This is a genomic window from Marinobacter alexandrii, assembly GCA_039984955.1.
Taxonomy (GTDB): Bacteria; Bacteroidota; Bacteroidia; order Cytophagales; family Cyclobacteriaceae; genus Ekhidna.
Genome location: JBDWTN010000005.1, coordinates 868,821 through 889,980, shown reverse-complemented (window position 1 = coordinate 889,980; position 21,160 = coordinate 868,821). Strand labels below are relative to the sequence as shown.

Sequence of the window (21,160 nt, the reverse complement as noted above, 5' to 3'; positions counted from 1 at the left end):
AATACTATTCTTTCACTGCTACCCAAACGGATAGAAATCCTCTGTCGACTGCATGAGTGGTACCGTAAATTTTTCCATCTTTATAATAGAATGAAGTATTGTAAGATCCGCTGTTATCTCCGGACATCAACGCCCCGTAAATAACATCGGTTTGAGTATTGATTTTTCCGTTTTTGAGTTTGACACCTTTCCTGTAGAATGTCCCTTTCATCTCATTGTCTTTGACGCTGGTGATTTTCATCATAGCGAAGTTGTCATCATTGGAGTTTTCAGGACTCATGTCAAGTTTCCAACTCCCAATCAATACATCTGTTGATTCCTGGGCTTGTACTTCTGTTAATGCAAATAATAGACTGATTGAGAATAAAATGATTGCTTTCATAATTGTTTTGTTTTGAGTTATGAGGCAACATTCACTCAAGTTTAGGCCTGAATCGTTTCAATTAAGAAATTGAGACCTATTCTTTTTCATGTTGTGGGTTCAATTGGAAAATTGACTCGTCAATTCGTACGCTTAAGTTCACTAGGGGAAATCCCCAAATGCTTTTTAACTGCTCTATTAAAGGAAGATTTTGAATTGAATCCTGCATCGTAAGCCAGTGAGAGAAGGGTAAACCTGTCGTTTGAAGGGTCCTTCACAAGTTGAGTTATTTCCTGAACTCTAAATTCATTCACATAATCCGTGAAAGATTTATGTACTACTTCGTTTAATATTTTAGTAAGTAGATAAGGTTTAACTTTTAGGTGTTCTGCTAAGATGGCAAGTGTTAATAGAGAGTCTTTATAGATTTTTTCTTCTTTCATCAGTACTTCCAGCTTATCAGCTAATTCTTTTAAGCTATCTAGTTCAGCTTCTGAAAGTCTTTTTCTTTTTTTCAAAATACGCTGATCACCTCTTATGATACTGGAAATCCCAAACCAATAAATCAATATGGCTATTCCAATGAAGAACGGATAGTAATAGAATCGGGTGAAATAATAATAGTCTTGACTGACAGTGGTGATGTAAATAACTAAGTCAGCAATTAGAATCACAAGTACAATCAAATAGTAAGTCCCAAATGAGCGGACTAGATTGATTACCCATTTAAAATTCTTTTCATCTACTTCATTTTCATCCAGTTTTTTTAGCAGTTTGAGTGATTTAATGGAAAAAAAGATAATTAGCAGGCTGGCGATAATTGGTACAGTAGAATAGTTTCGCCAATAGGCATAACCATAATAACCAAGCCACGTCAAGCTTTCCTTTGTGCCATCCCAAAAGAAATTTTGAGACCTCACATAGACGCTGCATACTATCTGAATAATGATAGGAATGAGTAGCCAACGATCACTTTTGCTGAACTTGAAATTTTCTTGAGTCTGAGCTTTAACATAAAGGAAGAGGAGGGGGCCATATGACCAATTTAGGTCTAATGTAAGATGGTACCAGGTATCGTAGTAGCCGATACCAAAAAGTCTAAGGACCTGATTTAGCAAACCATAGGATAGTACAAGAAGGAGTATTGCTTTGTATTTGTTGGCAATAATCCTATCCTGATTGGATTTTCGCCAAAGAATGGCTGAGAATATGATCCCTTGAGTCAGACCTATACAAAGAATAATGACTAAGATACTTGTCAGTGTATCCATATGAAGTAAAGATGCATGGAAACGATGATTTAGGCTAAATCATTTGAGGGTTTCTTTCTTATCCATTGAGAACTAGAAATCAAGCTCCTGGAGTGTATCGTTGATTTTTTGATCTTTTCTTTCCTTCCTGAAAGTCTTCCAATAGAGCCATCATTCGTTCATGGATAAAAAAGAGTGGAGTTTCAACGAGATATTCTGGTGTGAATTTGCAGTAAGCAATAAAGTTTGTTAATTGATCTCCCTTTAGCTTTGTTTTTTGAGATACCCATTCTCGGTCAAACTTTCGGTATGCTTTATCGGTGATGGATTTACTTTCCAGAAGTTTTTGAAATTTCTTTTGCTCTTTTCCTTTTTTAGTGAGCCCGGCCATGTCAAATTGGAAACCAACTGAGGGAGCTAGGTCAGGGTGTTGCAATTGCTGTGCAGTAGGAGGTGAGTAAGGGATAAATAATTCTGGTAAGTCAATATGAAACGTCGAGTCTACAGGGTTAGTTTCTAAGACAAGCTGTTTAAATCTTACATACTCAGGAAACAAATTCACCTCTACCTCGCTGAGTTGAGTTGCCTTTTGTTCAAGAAAAAATGGGATAGTTTCCGAAGACCAATTTTCCTTTACAATATATGAGACTGATTTATACCCTACGTAAGTCAAGAGCAAAGAATCCCCTTCTTTAACTGGAATTTTAAACGATCCGTCAATTTCATTGTTAGTCAATTTCTGAGAAGAGACATTACTGATGTGAACGCCTATCAATGCTTCTAGTGTGCTAGAATCTCGCACAATTCCATGGAGATAAGTCCTTTGTGAAAAAACTGAAAGACTTAGCGAGACTAAAAGAATAATGAAAAGCAATCGCATTTATCAAAGATCCAGACCCATAGTATTAATAACTAGTATTTAAGAATCTTTAACATTGAATGTTAAGCCATATAAAAAATAAAAAAACCCTTTCTGGTGTTTCAGAAAGGGTTTGAAATTTTAAGGAAAAAATCGTTTACTCCTCTGGCATTAATACAATCTCGATGAGATTATCTTCAACCAAATATTCTTGAGCAGCTTTTTGAATATCTTCAGCTGACAGTTTCTCAATCATTCCTTCGAAGTTGTGGAACTCTGAAATTGGTCTACCATTTGAATAATAACTACTCAATTGATTTAGCCAATATCTATTTTCTTGAAGGTTTTCCTTTCTATCTATCCGTTGAGCCTCTTTGATTTCACTCAAATCCTCTTCTGTAATTCCACTTTTCTTGATGAGAGAAATCTCATCATACACAGCTTGCTTTAACTCTGCTACATTTTCTGGCGCACAAGGGAAAGAAACAGAGAATGTATAACTCTCATATGGACGTTTACTCATGGAACCTCTGGCCCCAACACCATACACTCCACTTTTTTCCTCACGTATAAGGTCAATCAGTCTGTTGGTCATTATCTCACCCAAGCTTCTTAGCTTATATGATTCTTCTACACTATACATTGCCTCATTTCTATAGTTAATGGATACCTGACTTTTTGGGTCTGTTCCTTTATTTATAATCTTCTCTAGTTTTCCTTTAGGTGGACGAATACCTAAATCTTTCCATGTCTCTTCTCTACTTGTTGTTGGGATGCTAGCTAAGTATGTCTCTATCATGGGTTTGATTTTGTTTACATCAAAATTCCCAACTAAAAAGAATGTAAAGCTAGATGGATCGGCAAAGCGTTCTTTGTAAATGTCATATGCTTTATCTAAATCAATCTTGGCAAGATCTTCTGCTGTGGGGAAGCCTACACGCGGATGATTTTGACTCAAAATTTTAATACTCTCATTCTGAAAATAGAACTGAGGGTTGGACATCAAATTTTGATAGAGCATCGTATTTCTCATTTTGTAAGATTCAAAACTCTTTTGATCCTTTCGGGGCTGAGTAAAAAACAGATGAATCATTTGCATCATTGTCTCAAGATCTTTCGGTGCAGCACTTCCGCTAAGTCCTTCGCTATAGGTGCCAACAAATGGCCTCACTTGAACTGTCTTACCAGCAAAGAGCTTATCTAGATCTGTTTTGGAGAAATCAGCTAAACCACTTTCTCCTATGATACCACCAACATAAGATGCGCTTTGATAGTCTTCATCATTGTAGAGTGAATGACCTCCATGACTAAATGCGCTCATCAGGATTTCGTCGTTTTTAAAGTCAGTGGATTTAAGAACAACTTTAATACCATTAGATAAGATGATTTCAGTTGCTTCAATATTCTTAAGTGCATTTTCTGACTTGATTGTACCTTTTGTCGGCATTGACGTCATGAGTTCTGAACCACCTAATTCATCCTTGTAAGCTTCTAATTCCTCTTTTTCTATCTCTTTCAGCAATGAAAATACACTTTCCTCGGTAACATCTTTATTTTCATTTTCAGGTCCTGTGATTACAACAACCCTATCATTTTCTTTAATCCATTTTGATGCGTATTTATTGATTTCCTCAATTTCTACACCCTTAAATTGCTCGTTGGCAAAGCTGAAAGAGAACTCTGACGAAACAACGGTTGATTCATTTAAGAAAGAAGAAACATACTGAGATGCCAATCTCCTGCTTTCTGTTTTATCTTGTTCTTTCATTCGTCTCTCCATACTGTTAAGCGTTCTTTTTTTAGCCCGCTCAAGCTCACCTTCTGTAAAACCGTATCTTCTTACTCTTTCATTTTCTTTTACCAATGCTCTCAGTCCATTCATTATGCCATCTTCGCCAACCATGGCAAAGGATGAGTAGGTCTTTTTTGTTCGAACCATATTACGATAACCTGTGCTTGCGAAAACGAAAGGTGGTTCTCCTGATTGTCGTAGCTCATTTAATCGTTGGTTTAGCATGCTATTGAATAGATTATAGGTAAGTTGTCTTCTATAATCTCCTAGGGTCTCAACTTTGTCTTTATCATTTTGCTTGTATACCAATTGTACTTGTGTAAAAGAGGCTTCTTTGTCTTGCTCTATGGCAACATATGTTTCCTGATGACTTGGAACCTCAAATTCATTTCTTTCTCTTGTACTCTTCGGGTTTTTCAGTTTTCCAAAACGATTTTTTATTTGCTTCTCCATCTCCTCTGGCTCTAGACTACCCACAGCAATTACAGCCATCAGGTCTGGCCTGTACCAATCATTATAAAAATCTCGGATGGTTTCATAGCTAGCATTTTCAATGATTTCTTTTTTTCCTATCGGTAATCTTTCAGCATACTGGGAATTCTTAAACATCACAGGAAACCATCGATCCCTCATCCTTTGGTCTGCACCTTGTCCAAGTCTCCATTCTTCTATAACTACTCCTCTTTCTTTATCTATTTCCTCTTCTGAAAAGTCTAATCCACTGGCCCAGTCTTCTAAAACTTTCATGCCTTTGTCTATTACTTCAGGGTCTCCTGTTGGAATAGGTAGCATATACACTGTTTCATCAAAACTTGTGTAGGCATTTAGATCAGCGCCAAACTCTACCCCAATGGATTGTAAGTAGTTGACCAACTCGTTTTTCTTGAAGTTCCTACTTCCATTAAAAGCCATATGTTCTACAAAATGCGCCAAACCTTGCTGATCTTCATTTTCAAGGATGGAGCCAGCGTTGATCACAAGACGAAACTCTATTTTATCTTCAGGTTTAGCGTTTTGCTTGATATAGTAGGTAAGTCCGTTTTCTAGTTTTCCTATTTTGACACTGGGATCAGAAGGAATCGTGCCTGTTAAAGGCTTTTGGATTTCACCTGAAATATCTTTCTCTTGTCCATAGACAGTTTGACTAATAATAAGCATGCTGAATATGGATAAGCATGCTAAGAATCGATTAAGGTTCATAATGAATGATTTAGTGTTTAAAGAATAGTCGCAAATTTTGATCAATATATAACTATAAATTTAGTTATACAACTGTTTTTGCAGTTGATTGATGGCAATTAAGAATCTTTAACAGTTTGGTTAGAGCACACCTTTTTATAAGCGGTGACATTCCTCTCCTCATTATTTATTTTCTTTATGGCACTAAAGACTAAAAAACCTATGAGAAAACTATCAGCAATAATCACATTAATGCTTTGTGTTTCTCTTTTTGCGCAGGAGAAACGTTTCTTTATGCCCAAAGAGATGCAGGAAGCCTATAAGAATGGCACTCGATCATACGATGGAAAGCCAGGAGACAACTATTGGCACAATACGGTAGACTACAATCTTAAAGCGACCATCGACCCTACGACAAGAGGAATTGATGGTATTTCTACCATTAAATACACCAACAATAGTCCAGATGATTTAAGTACCGTTGTTGTTCGATTGTACAACGATGTATTTAGAAAAGCAAACCCACGGGCTTCCCGAGTAGACCCGAGAGATATTGACGAAGGAGTAACCTTGAACATGGTGAAAGTGCGTGGCGATTCAGTTGACCTGGAAAGTAGATCTGTTACGAGAAATGGAACCAACCTATTTGTTAGACTAACTGAGCCTGTGAAAAGTGGTGAATCAGTGGAACTTCAAATCAATTGGGAACAATTTGTGCCATACACAAATCGAAGAACAGGTGTAGCAGATAGCACATCTTATTTTGTAGCATATTGGTACCCTCAAGTGGCAGTGTATGATGATGTATTTGGGTGGGATACACAGAGTTATTCACTCAGAACAGAGTTTTATAATAACCTAGCTAACTTCAACGTGGAACTTACTGCTCCAACATCATTCACCGTTTGGGCTACAGGAGTACTACAGAATCCTGATGAAATATTCAATCAGGAGATTCTTGATCGCTACAATAAAGCATTGACAGCAACAGAGCCTATGGACATCATGAATGGCGATGATCTAGAAGGTGGATTTAATCACAAGTCTGGTACATGGAAGTTTAAAGCTGATGAAGTACCTGATTTTGCGTTTGCTATGAGTGATCATTATGACTGGAATGCTGCTTCACAAAAAGTAGAAGGGAAAGATGTATTGATAAGCTCTGTTTATCCATCAGGTAATCCGGATGGCTTTGCAGCGATGACGCCTAATCAGCAAAAGACAATGAAACATTTTTCAGAAGATGTTCCCGGTGTAGCTTATCCATACCCGCGATTCACTACATTCATTGGGCTAGGAGGAGGAGGAATGGAGTTTCCTATGATGGCTTACAATGGAGGTCCTGGCCTTGGTGTGACAGTGCACGAAATGTATCACATGTATTTCCCAATGTATGTGCGTGTAAATGAAAGAAGATTTGCTTGGATGGATGAAGGCTGGGCAGATTACATTACTTCTGTAGTTACCAACCGTTATTTCGAAGATGATAACTCTCCGATATTCACGAATTTCAAAAGCAGTGTAGGAGGTATGCAAGGACGGTATGAGGACCTTCCGCTAATCACCTCATCACAGTTCATGGATGGTAGCAACTATGGGTACGCATCTTACCCACTGCCATCGTTTGTTTATTCTATGCTTCATCATCACCTTGGGGATGAAATGTTCTTAAAAGCTTACAGAGAATACATTAATCGCTGGGCCAAAAAGTCCCCGATTCCTTACGACTTCTTTTACACATTTGAAAATGTAAGTGGCCAGGACTTAAGCTGGCTATGGAAGCCGTGGTTCTTTGAGTACGGTTATCCAGATGTGAAGATTGAGGGTATCAAAAAAGATAAACTTACAATCTTGAATGCGGGGAGCCGTCCAGTTCCTTTAAAAGTGGAAGTAAAATACGATGACGGTACAGACTATGAGATTGCTATGTCAGCAAAAGCCATGTCAGCAAAAGATAGATTAGAAGTCGAGATTCCTAATTACAAAAAGATTGAAACGATCTCGATAAATGCTAGTGTACCAGACCTGGATGATACCGATAACTTTTATCCATCACTAAAAGATCGAATGGCTGGTTTAGATATACCGGATTTCATTATGGGCAAATATCAGGTTGCGAATTTCAACATACAAGCGTTCATAGAGAACGATGAAGGCTTGGTGAAAGTACGTGTTCCAGCTGCAGGAATGAACTCGGTTGTGATGCCTAAAGAAGATAAATGGGTTTCATTGGATGGACAAATAGTTATCTCGTTCGACAATAGTGGTGATAAAACCAGTATGTCAATGGAACTGAAGAATTTTGGTGTGACTGTTCAAGGGACTAAAGAATAGTTTTTAGATTTTTGAGATCAAAAAAAGCCCTGTCACTTTTCAGTGACAGGGCTTTTTATTTTGACCCGGAAAGGATCAATAGTATTTATATTGAAATGGAATGCCGCTGCGGGATTCTAAATCTTCTCCTAATTCTTTATGATCCTCGTCTCCATCTTCGCTAAACCATCTGATCATTAGCATCGCACCCATTGATTGTTTCTCTTTCAATACTATCATAAGCTGATATAGGCATTTCATTGTTCCTGTGTCAAAATGCTCAAGCTTCAATTCAACAATAAATGTAGGTATGGTCGTTTTCTTTACTTGATCAATGATGGGCAGATAAAAGTCTTGCACATCTCGCATAAGTGACCTGCCTTCAATTTTCAGCAACCCGGTGCTTTGATTAAATCTTACATTAGGTATAATATCTTCGTTTTCCATTATTGACAGCAGTGGTTTGCAATAGTTAATACATTTTATTTAGCGAGAGTAACCAGCAAGGTTAAGATAACTAATCCTTTTTCATTTCCTCAAATTTATCATCTTCTTGCTGTCTGGGAAAAATATTATCCTCCAGATTGACATCTGGAAGCTTTTGATTAGGATCAATGGCTATACTCACCACTTCTTTTTCTTTTAGGAAAGTCTTTGTCACCTCAGCTTCATTCAGCCTCCATATTTCTGCAGGAAGCTGTTGCACTTCTTTTGTGCCATCGGCATACGTCCACTCAATGATAACAGGCATGACAAGCCCGCCCTTATTTTTCAGTTTTAGCTCGTAGATCTGTTTACCGGAAAGTTGACTTCTCATTTCCCCTTCGTCTAGTCTGCTCAAGAATTGTCCGTAACCTCCATCGCTTGTTGGAGCTAATGCAAAAGGTTGTGGGCCATCTGAAAACCCATTACCCTGATCGCCTTTTGCTGTGCCAGAAATCCGTTTTGTATTGCCTTTTTGTTGCTTGTTTTCGACGTTGTTTTGCTCTTCTTTTAGTTGAAACCACTTGACATCAGCCAATTCTATATCCACTGTTTCTGTGGTGAAAAACCATCCTTTGAAAAACCAGTCTAAATCTGTAGCTGTCCCATCTTCCAATGTCCTAAACAGATCCGAAGGGTTGGGGTGTTTGTACTTCCATCGATTTGCATATTCTTTGAATGCGATATCGAATAGTTCTTTGCCAACAATGGTCTGTCTCAGCATTTGAAGTCCTACAGTAGGTTTCTGATAGAAGTTAGCACCCATTTGAAATAGCAAGTCATTGTCTGAGTTAGTCATGATAGGTCTGAGTGTTTTTTGATCTCCCATCATAAAAGGAACAATATCCTTTGGTGTGGTGCTGCTCCAATCTGGATAGCGCTCAGCAAGTGTTCGCTGATGAAGAAAGGTATTAAGTCCTTCATCCATCCACATCCATTTGCGTTCGTCAGAACTCACAATCATCGGAAACCAGTTATGACCTACCTCATGGATAATGGTACTCGTCATACCTCTTCTTGCTTGATCACTTATTTGCCCCTCACTATTAGGTCTCCCACCATTAAAGGAGATCATTGGAAACTCCATTCCAATGTTAGAAGTGTTTACCGAAATAGCGACCGGGTAAGGATAATCAAAGGTCGCTTCAGAGTATACTTCAAGTGCTTGCTTTACCCCATTCGTAGACTCTTCTGTCCATACTGGAAGACCTTCTTTGGGATAGAATGACATAGCCATTACGGTATTGGTTGGCAATTTTACAGCTATTGCATCCCAGATAAATTTACGAGAACTCGCAAATGCTACATCTCGTACATTTTCAGCTCTGAATTTCCATGTTTTCGTTCCGGACTTCTTTGTCTTTTCGTTTTTCTTTGCTTCTTCTGGTGTGATGATGAACATTTGCTTATCAAAAGATTTTCGCGCCTTATTCAGTCGATCTCTTTGTGTTTTTGTAAGTACTTCAGCCTCATTGGTTAATAATCCTGTGCCCGCCACTATATGATCTTCGGGTACTGTCAGTTCCACATCATAATCTCCAAATTCTAATGCAAACTCACCCAATCTCCTGAACTGTTTATTTTGCCACCCTTCCGTGTCGTTATATACAGCCATTCGTGGAAACCAGTGACCTAATAGGAACACCTTATTATCATTTTCTGGGAAGTATTCATAACCTTCTCTGGATAACAGGAATTTGGCTCTATCAGTGATGTAGTTTTTCCATTTAATCGAGAATGTGATATTCTGTCCAGATTTCAATAGTTCTGGAAGGTTAATACGCAATAACGTGTTGTTTACAATGTATTCAAGCGCTTTTCCATCAGACCCTTTGATCGACTGGATGTCAGTGCCAGCAGGAAAGTCAATAGGTCTGACAAGGTATTGCATCTGAAGAGATGAGATTGAGTCTCGAACACCACCCATGACATCACCGAAATCTTCATTGCCTTTTCGATTGACATTCTGTTCGATGTTTAGCCATAAAAAACTTAGGCTATGTGGAGAATTATTGAAGTAGGTAATTGTTTCTTCTCCTATTAATTCATTGGTTTTTTCATTGATCGAGGCTTTGATCGTGTAATCAGCTCTTTGCTGCCAATAGTCTTCGCCAGGTGCACCGGATGCCGTTCGGTAGGAGCTAGGTGGTTCTAATAATCGATCAATCGCATTGAATTTCCCAGAATAGCCAGGGACATCTTGCGCGCTCAAAAAAAGAGTGGTGGTGAAAAAGATGATAGTGAGTAAGGATCTCATAGGAGTATGTGTTGATTTGATCATAAATTTAGTGAATGAGAAATTTGCCTGAAAGGCTGATTACACAAATGGCAGTTTTCATTTGGTTGCTTAACTTAGATGCATATTAAAAGTTGGATAAATCATGCATGGAGGCAGACGTTACAAACTCATTCAAACTTTAAACTGGGGAAGAAAATACATTTTCATTTTCATCATCTTTGATACAATACCTGTTGCCCTATTTTATTTTTTAGGATTGAATTGGCTGAGTATCCCTTGGCAGCCCATTTCTTTGATAGGTATTGCTGTGGCTTTTTATCTGGGATTTAAAAATAATTCCTCCTATGAACGTCTATGGGAGGCTAGAAAGATATGGGGTGCTATTGTGAATGTATCTCGATCGTTTGCCATATTGGCAAGAGATTTTATTCATAACGATGGGACTATAGTAGAGCTGGGTGAAGATGAGCTAAATGGGATCAGAAAGCGATTAGTTCATCGTCATGTTGCTTGGCTGCATGCCCTGAGTATTGAATTGAGAAAGTTGATGAGCTGGGAGCATAATAAGGCAAGTGATCAGGAATTTAGAAAATTCCATGGTGTGGAATATAGCCCTGAGAAACTGCAGAAGCTAAAAGATTACTTATCAGTAGATGAGTATACATATGTAATGGAGAAAGGAAATAAACCATCACACATTCTGAGCATGCAGTCCAAAGATTTGATGACTTTGAGAACATCCGGTCCACTAGAACATTTCCGTCATCTGGAAATGCAAGGGTTGATCACCGAAATGTATACGCTCCAAGGACAAAGTGAGCGAATCAAGAAATTTCCATTCCCTCGACAATATGCGACAGTCAATTTCTTTTTCACTGTATTATTCATAGGCCTTCTTCCATTTGGGATGTTGAATGTTTTCGCTAATCAAGGAATAGACTGGCTTATTTGGTTAAGTATTCCTTTCTCGGTAATGGGCTCTTGGGTTTTCTGGACGATGGAGATGATTGGTGATTATAGTGAAAATCCATTTGAAGGAATGTATAATGATGTGCCTATCGCTACAATGGCGACTGATATTGAAATAGATATCCGTCAGATGTTGGATGAAGAGGATCTACCAGAACCACTCAAGTTTGAAGGAGGTATGAATATTCAATTGTAACATCTACTTTTTTACATAGTTTTCAATAACAAAATCCATCTCCAGATCCCTGTCATTAATTATGTCCTCAATGGTATAGTTGATGATGTGATCAGGGATTAATCCTCTATTGCTAGTAGTTTGTTTTTTGGATTTAGGAAAAGAGGTTTGATACCTGGGTATTCCTATTTTCACATCTGTGTAAGGAATACTTACATATTGTTTCGATCCGCCTGAGAAGCCTTCATAGCGAGTTCCTGTTTCTTGACCTACTACTATTGCATTGGCATATTCCTTTAGAAATCTCGCTACAGATCCTGCAGCAGAAAAGGTGCTAGCATTTACAATTGCCACAACTTTTCCTTGAAAACTATTCTTATTCTTTTTGGGGAGTTTAGATGTTTTTTCTTTGCCACTCCATGAAATGCTTTTTCGTAGATAAGGATCAGTACTTTCTATTTGCATAATGAAAGGCACCAAGTCGTTGGCGAATTCTTTCCTTCCGCCATTGTTGTTTCTCAAATCTATGATGAGTGTGGAGCAACCAGCATCATTTATTGATTCAAAAACCTCCTGATAGAATTTAGCAGATTTTAAATGATATCTTTCCAAGAGTTGACGATAAAACGTTTTCAATTTCAGGACAGCATATTTTTCCTGAATCTCCAGTTCATAAACATCATCAACACTTTCATTTTTTGGTTCTGGTGTAGGATTTTTTAATTGATAATTAGCAATTAGTTTACTATTTGTTAAGGGCTGAATTGTTACTAGGCTTTCGGTTCCTGTTCTGAATTTTGAATAGCTAATTTCAAATGTTTTTGATTGATCAATATATAGATAGTACATCCAATTAAAACTTGTTTGTATTGATCGGTGCGCATATCCAACAATGTTTCCATCAGAAGGAGTATACCGTATCAATTGACTAATAATTTCTTTTGACGATTTTCCATTTATTATCATAATTTCATCTCCTCTTTCTAATTGATTTTCGTTCGAGTAATCATTCCAGAGGTATATTCTGCCATTTAGTATTTGAATAGAAAGTGGCAGATACTTGTAGGTATCGTTTCCAAATCCTTGATGTGGCGAATCACTCCAGGATCCCAGCGCAAAATGTCCTTCATTACTAATAGTGGATAGTTCAGTGATTAGCTTGAAATGTTCAATTATTGAGTAACTACCCTGATCTAAACTTCCAATGATTTGTACTGCTTGCTCATCAAAGTTTGGATTATAATCTTCTAGTGCAGGATTGTAAGTCCTTATGTCATCTCTCAATGAAGTAAGACTTTCTTGTACTTGATCCTTGGTTAAATCTTGACTTAAGGCAGAAAGAATACATAAACTGAAAGCAAATAGAGATAGGAATGTCTTCATACTTTTTCGGTTAGGTTAAAATTAAGATAAAGACTGTATGATGCATTCAAAGATGCATTTAGAATAAATGTTTTTTTGAAAAGTCTTTGGCAATTTCATCTATCAAAGTATGATAATCGTTCCATGCTTGATAAACCTCTTCAGCCCACTTTTTGATCATCTTTTTGCATTTATCTTCGTCATTGGACCGGGCAATGATATCAGTTGTCGTTATACTTCCTCGCTGATAAATTTCTGGAGGAATTGAAAATTCATCCGGCTTATTTACTTTATATGCGTTTAGATGATCACTGAGTTTTGGAGATAGTTGATAATTCCAATGCGTCTTGTAAATAAAGATGAGGTGTAGCCTGAGCAAATGAAAATGGTTATTCCATCGACCATGTATTTCGGGATGTTGAAGCGTATGTGCATCTACGCTTAGGAAGCGATAGCTATGATTTTCTTTCTTTGAGTAGTCAATTGATTGGAAGCCAAGACTGAAAATTTCCACACATTCGTGTACTCCTCTCGTAGTGTTTGCACCACAAAACTGACACACCCCCTTGTCTAGAAGTACTACATTATTCTTTTCAGCTATACTGATGTAATCCTGCATATCTATGTTACCTGAATTGTAACCCAATCACCTTTCTCTAGTACATACAGCCGAATACGCTCAGAACTGTTAGGCAGCTGAATATAGCCTTTATGGATAAATCCAAGTTTTTGAAGTATATGCCATGAGCTTATGTTTAGGTCAGTTGTAATGGCACTAATTTGTTGCTGTTGATAATCCGTAAAAGCAAGCTTAATCATGGCTTTAGCGCCCTCCGAAGCATACCCCTTACCTTCAGATGTTGGAAGCAGAGCATAACCAATGTCCATTCCATCTACACCTTCTCGGTTATGGAGGCTACAGGTACCAACAGCCTTGCTGGTCTCTTTTTCGATCATTACATGATTTATAAATCCTTTTTTATTCAAGTCAGGATCCATCCGATCTTCCATATATTGAATTGCATCCTCTTTAGAATGAATACCTCTATCGCCAATGAACTCGTGCCATTTTTCGGTATTCATAAGTTCATTTAAAAAATCAGCATCTTTTTCAGTAATGAGGTTTAGGTATAATCGTTCAGTTTTCATAAATATTCAGGAAAACAAAGATGAGTGTTTACAGTCATTATTGGTGAAACACTAGCTAGAATGGATTTGTGTATGTAAGGCATGATATCATGACTTTGTCTATTCTAACCAGTACAACATAGATTACACATATTCTTTACGCAATATTTCTACATCAATCTAGGTATTTACCTTAGATAACTTTAACCTCAATTTTCTAAATCTTTAACATTAATTGAGATTGGATAAAAACTTACTATCTTTATATATAACGATAGAGGTTTAAAACCATTATCCGAGAACCTAACCAACCTATGACAATCAAAAAGCTTTTTAAGATAGTGTCGATCTCGGCATTTTTCTTTATTTCATTTCAGTCGTTTGCACAGGATACATCCAGTGTTAAACAAAATAAAGGTGTTGATATTTTTATAACACAATCTCCTAAAATCATAATATCACTTGATGAAATCATAGATATTAAATGTAATGGAGACAATCAAGGAGCAATAAATATCACACCATCAGGAGGTTTTCCACCTTATAATTACTTCTGGAGTCACGGAGCAACTACTCAGGATGTAGCTGATCTATCCGCAGGAAGTTATCGTGTCGCAGTTTATGATGGATTTAGCTGTAGCGATACATTAACTGTTGTCATTGAAGAGCCAGAACCGCTTACGGGTATTATTGCAGATGTTGACGACATCCTTTGTTACGGATATAACCAAGGCGCAATTAACCTGGAAGTATCTGGTGGAGTTGCACCGTATACTTACAATTGGAGTAATGGAGCTAAAACGCAGGATTTGCGTGGAGTTGTATCAGGCGAATATTCTGTTTTGATAACAGATGCAAATAACTGTCAGGAAATCGTTGTTGCAAAAGTCGAAGAAAAACCGCTCATTGTCAGGTCTTTTGATGATCTAACCAATATAAAGTGTTTTGGTGATGAAACAGGAAGCATTGACATTTCGATAGAAGGCGGCAGTCCACCTTATTCTTACGTGTGGAGTAATGGTGCCACGACGGAAGATTTGACGAACCTTAAGGCTGGTCAGTATGAAGTGACAGTTTCTGATTCAGAAGGCTGTACAGAGGTGTACACCGCACGGGTAGAGCAACCTGATAAACTTGTTTTAAACCTTGATGATGTTAGAAATGTCCGTTGTTACGGAGATGAAGGAGGTGCAATAAATATCGGTGTAACAGGTGGTACGATCCCATACACTTATGAATGGAGCAATGGTATCAATACACAAGACATTGCAGGAGTAAAAGCGGGTAATTATACCGTAAAAGTTACAGATGCAAATGGTTGTAGCGAAACTCTGGAGGCTCAAATTACACAACCTGAGAACCTTCAGGTTACTCTTGTAGCAAGCAAAGATGTTACGTTCCATGGAGGCAATGACGGTTCGGTCGATATTGCTGTGGAAGGTGGAGTAGCCCCCTATAAATACAAATGGAATAACGAAGGAACAACTCAGGATATTGATAATTTAGAATCCGGTAACTACTATGCCAAAGTAACAGACGCAACTGGCTGTAGTAAGATTATACACGTAACCATTAAGCAACCTCAATTACTTTCTGCCGCTATCGATGAAGTAACCAATATCAATTGTTACGGTAATGAATCTGGAGCAGTCTCTATATCTGTTGAAGGAGGTGTTAGACCTTATGAATATCTCTGGAGTAATGGCGCAACTAGTGAAGATATTTCCGGATTAGCGGCAGGTGAATATTCTGTCGTAATCAAAGATGCTAATAATTTTGAAGTGCAAGTGGACACTGTTTTAACTGAGCCTGAAAAGTTCATGGCTGAAGTGGTAGAGGTGAAAGACATTCTTTGCAACGGGGATAAAACAGGAGGAATCGATATTGAGGTTTCTGGTGGAGTTGCACCTTACAAATATTACTGGGGCAATGGAATGATTGTCCAAGATATTACGGACGTACCTGCAGGTTCATACTCCGTGAAAATTGTGGATGCCAATAGGTGTGAATTATCGTTAGATACAGTGATCGTTCAACCAGAAGAAATGATTGCTGATTTGGATCAGGTGGTGAATATTCTGTGCTATGATGATGCGACAGGATCAATTTCTCTCAGCGTTTCTGGCGGAGTTGAACCATATGAGTATCTATGGAATAATGAGGCAACAACCAGAGATTTAAGTGGCTTAGCTGCAGGACAATATGATGTGAAAGTTACCGATGCGAATGGTTGTGTGAAAAATGTTAGCACACGTTTAACTCAACCAGAGTTTTTAGTGATCAGGGAAGAAAGTGTTGAAAATATTGACTGTTTTGGAAATAATAATGGATTCATAAATCTGAACATTACCGGTGGTGCCAGTCCTTATTTTTACAGTTGGAATACAGGAGATTCAACAAAAAACATAAGCAATCTGGTCGCAGGAGACTATAACATGACGGTAACCGATGCGAATGGATGTACCGCTGCTTATAGCCAGACAATAACTTCTCCTACCGAACTAGTAGCCACATTAGAAGGCACTACTGACAACTTATGCTTTGGGGATAGCCAGGGAGAGGTGAATATCAATGTCGTTGGGGGGGTTCCTCCTTATCGATATAAATGGAATACCGGAGCTACCACACAAGATCTATCCAATATTAAAAGCGGGATCTACAATGTTGAAGTGATCGATAAGAACGGGTGTGTCGATACACTATCGGCTGAAGTTAAAGAAGCACCACTCATGGAGATTGCAATTGAATCCACTGATATACTTTGCTTTGGTGAGGAAACGGGAGCCATTGATCTTACTGTGAATGGCGGAATTCCACCGTATAAATATGAGTGGAGCAATGGGGCCACTACTCAAGATATTAGTCAAATACCAATGGGACAATATTCGGTTTCGGTAACTGATGCGAATAATTGTTCTCAATTGAAAGAAGTGATGATTTCAGAGCCCTCCAGGTTTATCGCAATTCTTGAGTCTGAAAAAGACATAGCCTGCTACGGACAAAGCACTGGAGAGGTGAGGATTCGTGTCAGTGGTGGAGTGGTACCTTATACGTATGAATGGAGTAATGGAGCGAAAACTAAAGACTTGATTGATATTCCTGCTGGAGATTATTTACTGAAAGTGACCGATGCAAATGGATGTGAAGAGCAAGTTCAATCTACGATCAATCAACCTTCAGAAGTGAAGTACACCATCAATGATGTGACCAACCTGAACTGCTATGGAAATAATGGCGGTGCGATAGATATATCTATTACTGGAGGAGTTGGTCCATATCAATATTTATGGAGCAATGGGGCGACAACTCAAGATCTGGTTGACGTTCCTGCGGGTAACTATAGTGTTACAATCACTGAAGGCAATGGATGCCAAAATGTATTGTCAGCAGAAATTACTCAACCATCACAATTAGTATTGAAACTTGACAATGTCGTCAATGTACTTTGTAATGGGGATAATACAGGAGCTGTTAATATTTCAGTAGAAGGAGGCGTTGCGCCTTACAAATACAGTTGGAGTAATGGCGCTGAAACACAAGACATTAGTAATCTGGCTGCAGGTAACTACAGCATCACGGTGACGGATGCAAATGGATGTATGAAGTCGGCTTCCACGGCCGTTCAACAACCACAACCTTTTGTTGCTTCAATTCTAAACCTTGAAAATATTAAATGTAACGGTGATTCTACGGGATCCATTACATTGAACGTGACCGGAGGAGTAAGGCCATACACCACTCGCTGGAGCAATGGATCTTCACTGCAAAATTTAAGTAACCTGGTTGCAGGGGATTATGCGGTGACCATCACCGATGCGAATGGATGTGTTCAGGAGCTTAATGCATCAATCACCGAACCGGAACCACTGGTTGTAGATCTAATTCGTGCAAAAGACGTTTCGTGCGCTGATGGCACGGATGGTAACATTAATATCTCAGTAAAAGGAGGAGTTACCCCTTACCAATATGAGTGGAGTAATGGAGCAGTTACTCAAGACTTAAATAATGTTCCTGCTGGTACTTATTCAGTACGGATCATGGACGCAAACGGGTGCGAAGATGCAAACATTGTGGTAACACTTTCTGAGCCAGAAGAATTGGTTGCAAACTTCAATCGTGTTTCTAACATAGATACCTATGGGTTAAGTACAGGTTCGATTGATATAAATGTAATAGGAGGAGTAGCTCCTTATAGCTATAGTTGGAGTAATGGTGCCACAACTCAAGATATCGAAACGATACCTGCTGGTAACTACTCCGTTTTTGTTACTGATTCGCAAGGCTGTGAAGTGGTCTTAAATACGAGTGTGACTCAGCCTCCTGAGTTAGACGTTAAAATAACTTCAGTGACGGATATACTTTGTAGTGGCGATCGTACTGGCGCTATTGAAGTAAGTGTAGACGGTGGAGTTCAACCCTATACATTCAACTGGAATAATGGAGACAGCACGCAAAGTATTTCCAATATTCCTTCGGGAGATTATGCGTTAACGGTCACAGATGCAAACGGACATAGAAAAGTAGTGACTTCTAAAGTCGCGGAACCTACCCCAATAAACATCAACCTAGACAATGTGAAAAACGTGTTGTGTTTTGGTGATCAAACAGGTTCACTTGACATTACGGTAACGGGCGGTGTTCCTCCTTACAGGTATTTGTGGAACAATAACGCGACAAGCCAGGACTTACAAAACATTACAGCAGGCAATTATTCATTGACAGTTACGGATCAGAATGGGTGTGAAAAAACATTGAATGCTGCAATCACACAGCCAGAAGATTTACAAGCAAGGATTGTGTCTGTAGAAAATGTGAAATGTAATGGGGATAGTGAGGGTGCTATCAGAATTGAGGTACTAGGTGGGGCTCAACCTTATCAATACAGGTGGAGCAATGGAGAAAGAACGCAAAACATTGAAGATTTGATTGCAGGTAAATACTCTGTTAACATAATGGACGCCAATGGATGCAGTAGATCATTGGAAACGACCATCAACGAGCCAACAGAAATGGTTGCAGAAATTTCCAAAGTAGTACACAACAATTGCTTCGGAGAGCGTCAGGGATCAATCTCACTTTATGTAATTGGAGGAGTCGGTTCTTACTCATTCTTCTGGAGTAATGGTGATTCCACTCAGGATGTAAGTAACCTACCTGCTGGATCGTACGATGTGATCGTTCGTGATTCTTTAGGCTGTGAGGAGAAATTAGTAACAGTTGTGGAAGAGCCTGCTGAATTAGTAGCATCCGTAACTTCTGTGAGAGACATTGAATGTAATGGAGGTGAGGAAGGGAAAATAGAAATAGATGTGCAAGGTGGTACATCTCCATATGCTTTCAACTGGAGTAATGGGACCTCCCAGCGAAACTTATCTAACGTAGGTGCAGGTGAATATTCACTGGCTATTGTTGATGCAAATGGCTGTAGTTTCAACCTCAACACCGAAGTAGAAGAACCTCCGGTACTTACCCTTGTGCTGGATACCGTACAGCATAATTTGTGTAAAAATGATGAGAAAGGATATGTCGATATCACGGTTAGCGGGGGTGTAACACCTTATTCATACACCTGGAGTAACGGAGAAAGATCGGAGGATCTAGTCAATGTTATTGCAGATAAATACACGGTAACTGTAAAAGATGCAAACGGATGTATGCAGGAATTGTCTACTGAGGTATTAGAGCCTCAGCTGCTTTCCATAATCGTTGATTCCGTATCAAACGTAACCTGTAATGGTGATGAAACTGGCTACATTGGTGTGAGAGCAGCGGGCGGTGTTGAGCCTTACAGGTTTACCTGGGATAATGGAGCTACGGGACCAACATTGGTCAATGTTTTGGCAGGGACCTACAAAGGCACAGTGGAGGACGCAAATGGTTGTAAAGCCATGGTGCTGGGTGAGATCGGTCAACCTCCTGCACTTGTGAGCAACATAGATGCCATAACAGATATCCAATGTTACGGGGACAGTACAGGCGCCATTTACGTTACGGCATTAGAAGGAACGGGCCCTTACGAGTTTGAATGGAATAATGGAGCTACTACGCCGGACATTACCAATTTGAAAGCTGGAGATTACCGATTGAAAATCACGGAAGGCAATGGCTGTGTTACTTATTTAGAAGCGTCTGTCGAAGAGCCTGATCCATTTAAATATGAGATTGTGAGTGTTTCTGATGTGAACTGTTACGGAGATGAACAAGGCGCCATCGATATTGACATCATCGGAGGTGTGGAGCCTTACAGCTATGCATGGAGTAATGGAGCCACGACACAGGACTTGACGAACGTTACTGCAGATAACTACTCAGTACTGGTTTCTGATGCGAATGGTTGTCTACTCACGATTAACGCCACCATCGAGCAACCTGGAAAACTAGATTTGCAAATTGACTCGGTGAGAAACGTAAAATGTTGTGGGGACACAAGTGGTGCAATCTTTATTTCAGTAAATGGAGGAGTTGCCCCTTACAGGTATCAGTGGAGTAATGGAGCAACTACTCAAGATATTACGGACCTTCCATTAGGTAAATACACCGTAACGGTTACAGATGCCGTTGGTTGTGAGATTACAGCGTTAGATGATGATGATCTTGACCTTTACGATCAGGTTGTTACTACTGGTAAGTTTGTTACCAGAGAAATCAACTTTGAAGTTGCCAAGTCGACTTTAAGGCCAGAGTCTTTCCGAATTGTTAATAAGATTGCTACCGTGATGAAGCAATATGCTGACTTAGCCTTCTTGATTGAAGGACACACGGATGCAGATGGTCCGGCAGACTCTAACCAGAAGCTTTCTGAAGAACGAGCCATCTCTATTAAGAATGCATTAGTCAAGTTTGGAATTGCTGAAACCAGATTGAGAACCATTGGTTACGGAGAAAGTAAACCAATCGCTTCTAATAATACGCAGGAAGGTAAGCGTCAAAATCGACGAGTGGAATTCGTATCACTAACTGGTAATCTAGCTGGAGAGTTAGAACAGTTAAACGATGTGCAGCAAGAAGATGAGTAGTCGAATATGCAATCATTGTATTAGGTAGTTGAAT

12 protein-coding genes are annotated in these 21,160 nt (G+C 38.9%); 3 read left to right on the top strand and 9 right to left on the bottom strand.

Features of this window, described 5'->3' with window-relative positions:
• Positions 1 to 4: 4 nt before the first annotated feature.
• The 4 genes from ABJQ32_04395 to ABJQ32_04380 all read right to left on the bottom strand — a co-directional run bounded on the left by ABJQ32_04395 (position 5) and on the right by ABJQ32_04380 (position 5,462).
• A complete protein-coding gene (locus tag ABJQ32_04395; protein ID MEP5288864.1) occupies positions 5 to 382 on the bottom strand; it encodes a hypothetical protein in 378 nt (125 codons plus the stop codon).
• A 119-nt stretch (positions 383 to 501) separates the two neighbouring features.
• Positions 502 to 1,632 (bottom strand): helix-turn-helix domain-containing protein, encoded by a 1,131-nt coding sequence (locus ABJQ32_04390; protein ID MEP5288863.1) that lies wholly within the window; start codon positions 1,630 to 1,632, stop codon positions 502 to 504.
• Between the two features lie 79 nt (positions 1,633 to 1,711).
• Positions 1,712 to 2,491 carry a carboxypeptidase-like regulatory domain-containing protein gene (locus ABJQ32_04385; GenBank protein ID MEP5288862.1) on the bottom strand — a complete coding sequence of 260 codons (780 nt, stop codon included), beginning with the start codon at positions 2,489 to 2,491 and terminating at the stop codon, positions 1,712 to 1,714.
• A gap of 136 nt (positions 2,492 to 2,627) precedes the next feature.
• On the bottom strand, positions 2,628 to 5,462 hold the full coding sequence (locus tag ABJQ32_04380; protein MEP5288861.1) for an insulinase family protein: 2,835 nt from the start codon (positions 5,460 to 5,462) through the stop codon (positions 2,628 to 2,630).
• Positions 5,463 to 5,663: 201 nt separating this feature from the next.
• Between ABJQ32_04380 and ABJQ32_04375 the strand changes: the two genes are divergently transcribed.
• A complete protein-coding gene (locus ABJQ32_04375; GenBank protein MEP5288860.1) occupies positions 5,664 to 7,775 on the top strand; it encodes a M1 family metallopeptidase in 2,112 nt (703 codons plus the stop codon).
• Between the two features lie 75 nt (positions 7,776 to 7,850).
• On the opposite strand, the gene ABJQ32_04370 is transcribed toward ABJQ32_04375, so the two are convergent.
• Positions 7,851 to 8,201, bottom strand: coding sequence for a SiaC family regulatory phosphoprotein (locus tag ABJQ32_04370; GenBank protein MEP5288859.1), 351 nt, complete (start codon positions 8,199 to 8,201; stop codon positions 7,851 to 7,853).
• Between the two features lie 70 nt (positions 8,202 to 8,271).
• On the bottom strand, positions 8,272 to 10,494 hold the full coding sequence (locus tag ABJQ32_04365) for a M1 family metallopeptidase (protein MEP5288858.1): 2,223 nt from the start codon (positions 10,492 to 10,494) through the stop codon (positions 8,272 to 8,274).
• Between the two features lie 124 nt (positions 10,495 to 10,618).
• Between ABJQ32_04365 and ABJQ32_04360 the strand changes: the two genes are divergently transcribed.
• Positions 10,619 to 11,641: a bestrophin family ion channel gene (locus tag ABJQ32_04360; protein ID MEP5288857.1), complete on the top strand. Its 1,023-nt coding sequence runs from the start codon at positions 10,619 to 10,621 to the stop codon at positions 11,639 to 11,641.
• Between the two features lie 3 nt (positions 11,642 to 11,644).
• On the opposite strand, the gene ABJQ32_04355 is transcribed toward ABJQ32_04360, so the two are convergent.
• The 3 genes from ABJQ32_04355 to ABJQ32_04345 are packed head-to-tail and all read right to left on the bottom strand — an operon-like array spanning position 11,645 to position 14,131.
• The gene (locus ABJQ32_04355; protein MEP5288856.1) at positions 11,645 to 13,003 is read right to left on the bottom strand and encodes a S41 family peptidase; all 1,359 of its coding nucleotides are present in this window, start codon (positions 13,001 to 13,003) and stop codon (positions 11,645 to 11,647) included.
• Positions 13,004 to 13,061: 58 nt separating this feature from the next.
• Positions 13,062 to 13,601: a DUF5946 family protein gene (locus tag ABJQ32_04350; GenBank protein MEP5288855.1), complete on the bottom strand. Its 540-nt coding sequence runs from the start codon at positions 13,599 to 13,601 to the stop codon at positions 13,062 to 13,064.
• A gap of 2 nt (positions 13,602 to 13,603) precedes the next feature.
• Entirely contained in the window at positions 13,604 to 14,131 is a 528-nt protein-coding gene (locus ABJQ32_04345; GenBank protein MEP5288854.1) for a GNAT family N-acetyltransferase, read from the bottom strand.
• Positions 14,132 to 14,424: 293 nt separating this feature from the next.
• On the opposite strand from ABJQ32_04345, the gene ABJQ32_04340 reads away from it, so the two are divergent.
• Positions 14,425 to 21,126: an OmpA family protein gene (locus ABJQ32_04340; protein ID MEP5288853.1), complete on the top strand. Its 6,702-nt coding sequence runs from the start codon at positions 14,425 to 14,427 to the stop codon at positions 21,124 to 21,126.
• Positions 21,127 to 21,160 lie beyond the last annotated feature (34 nt).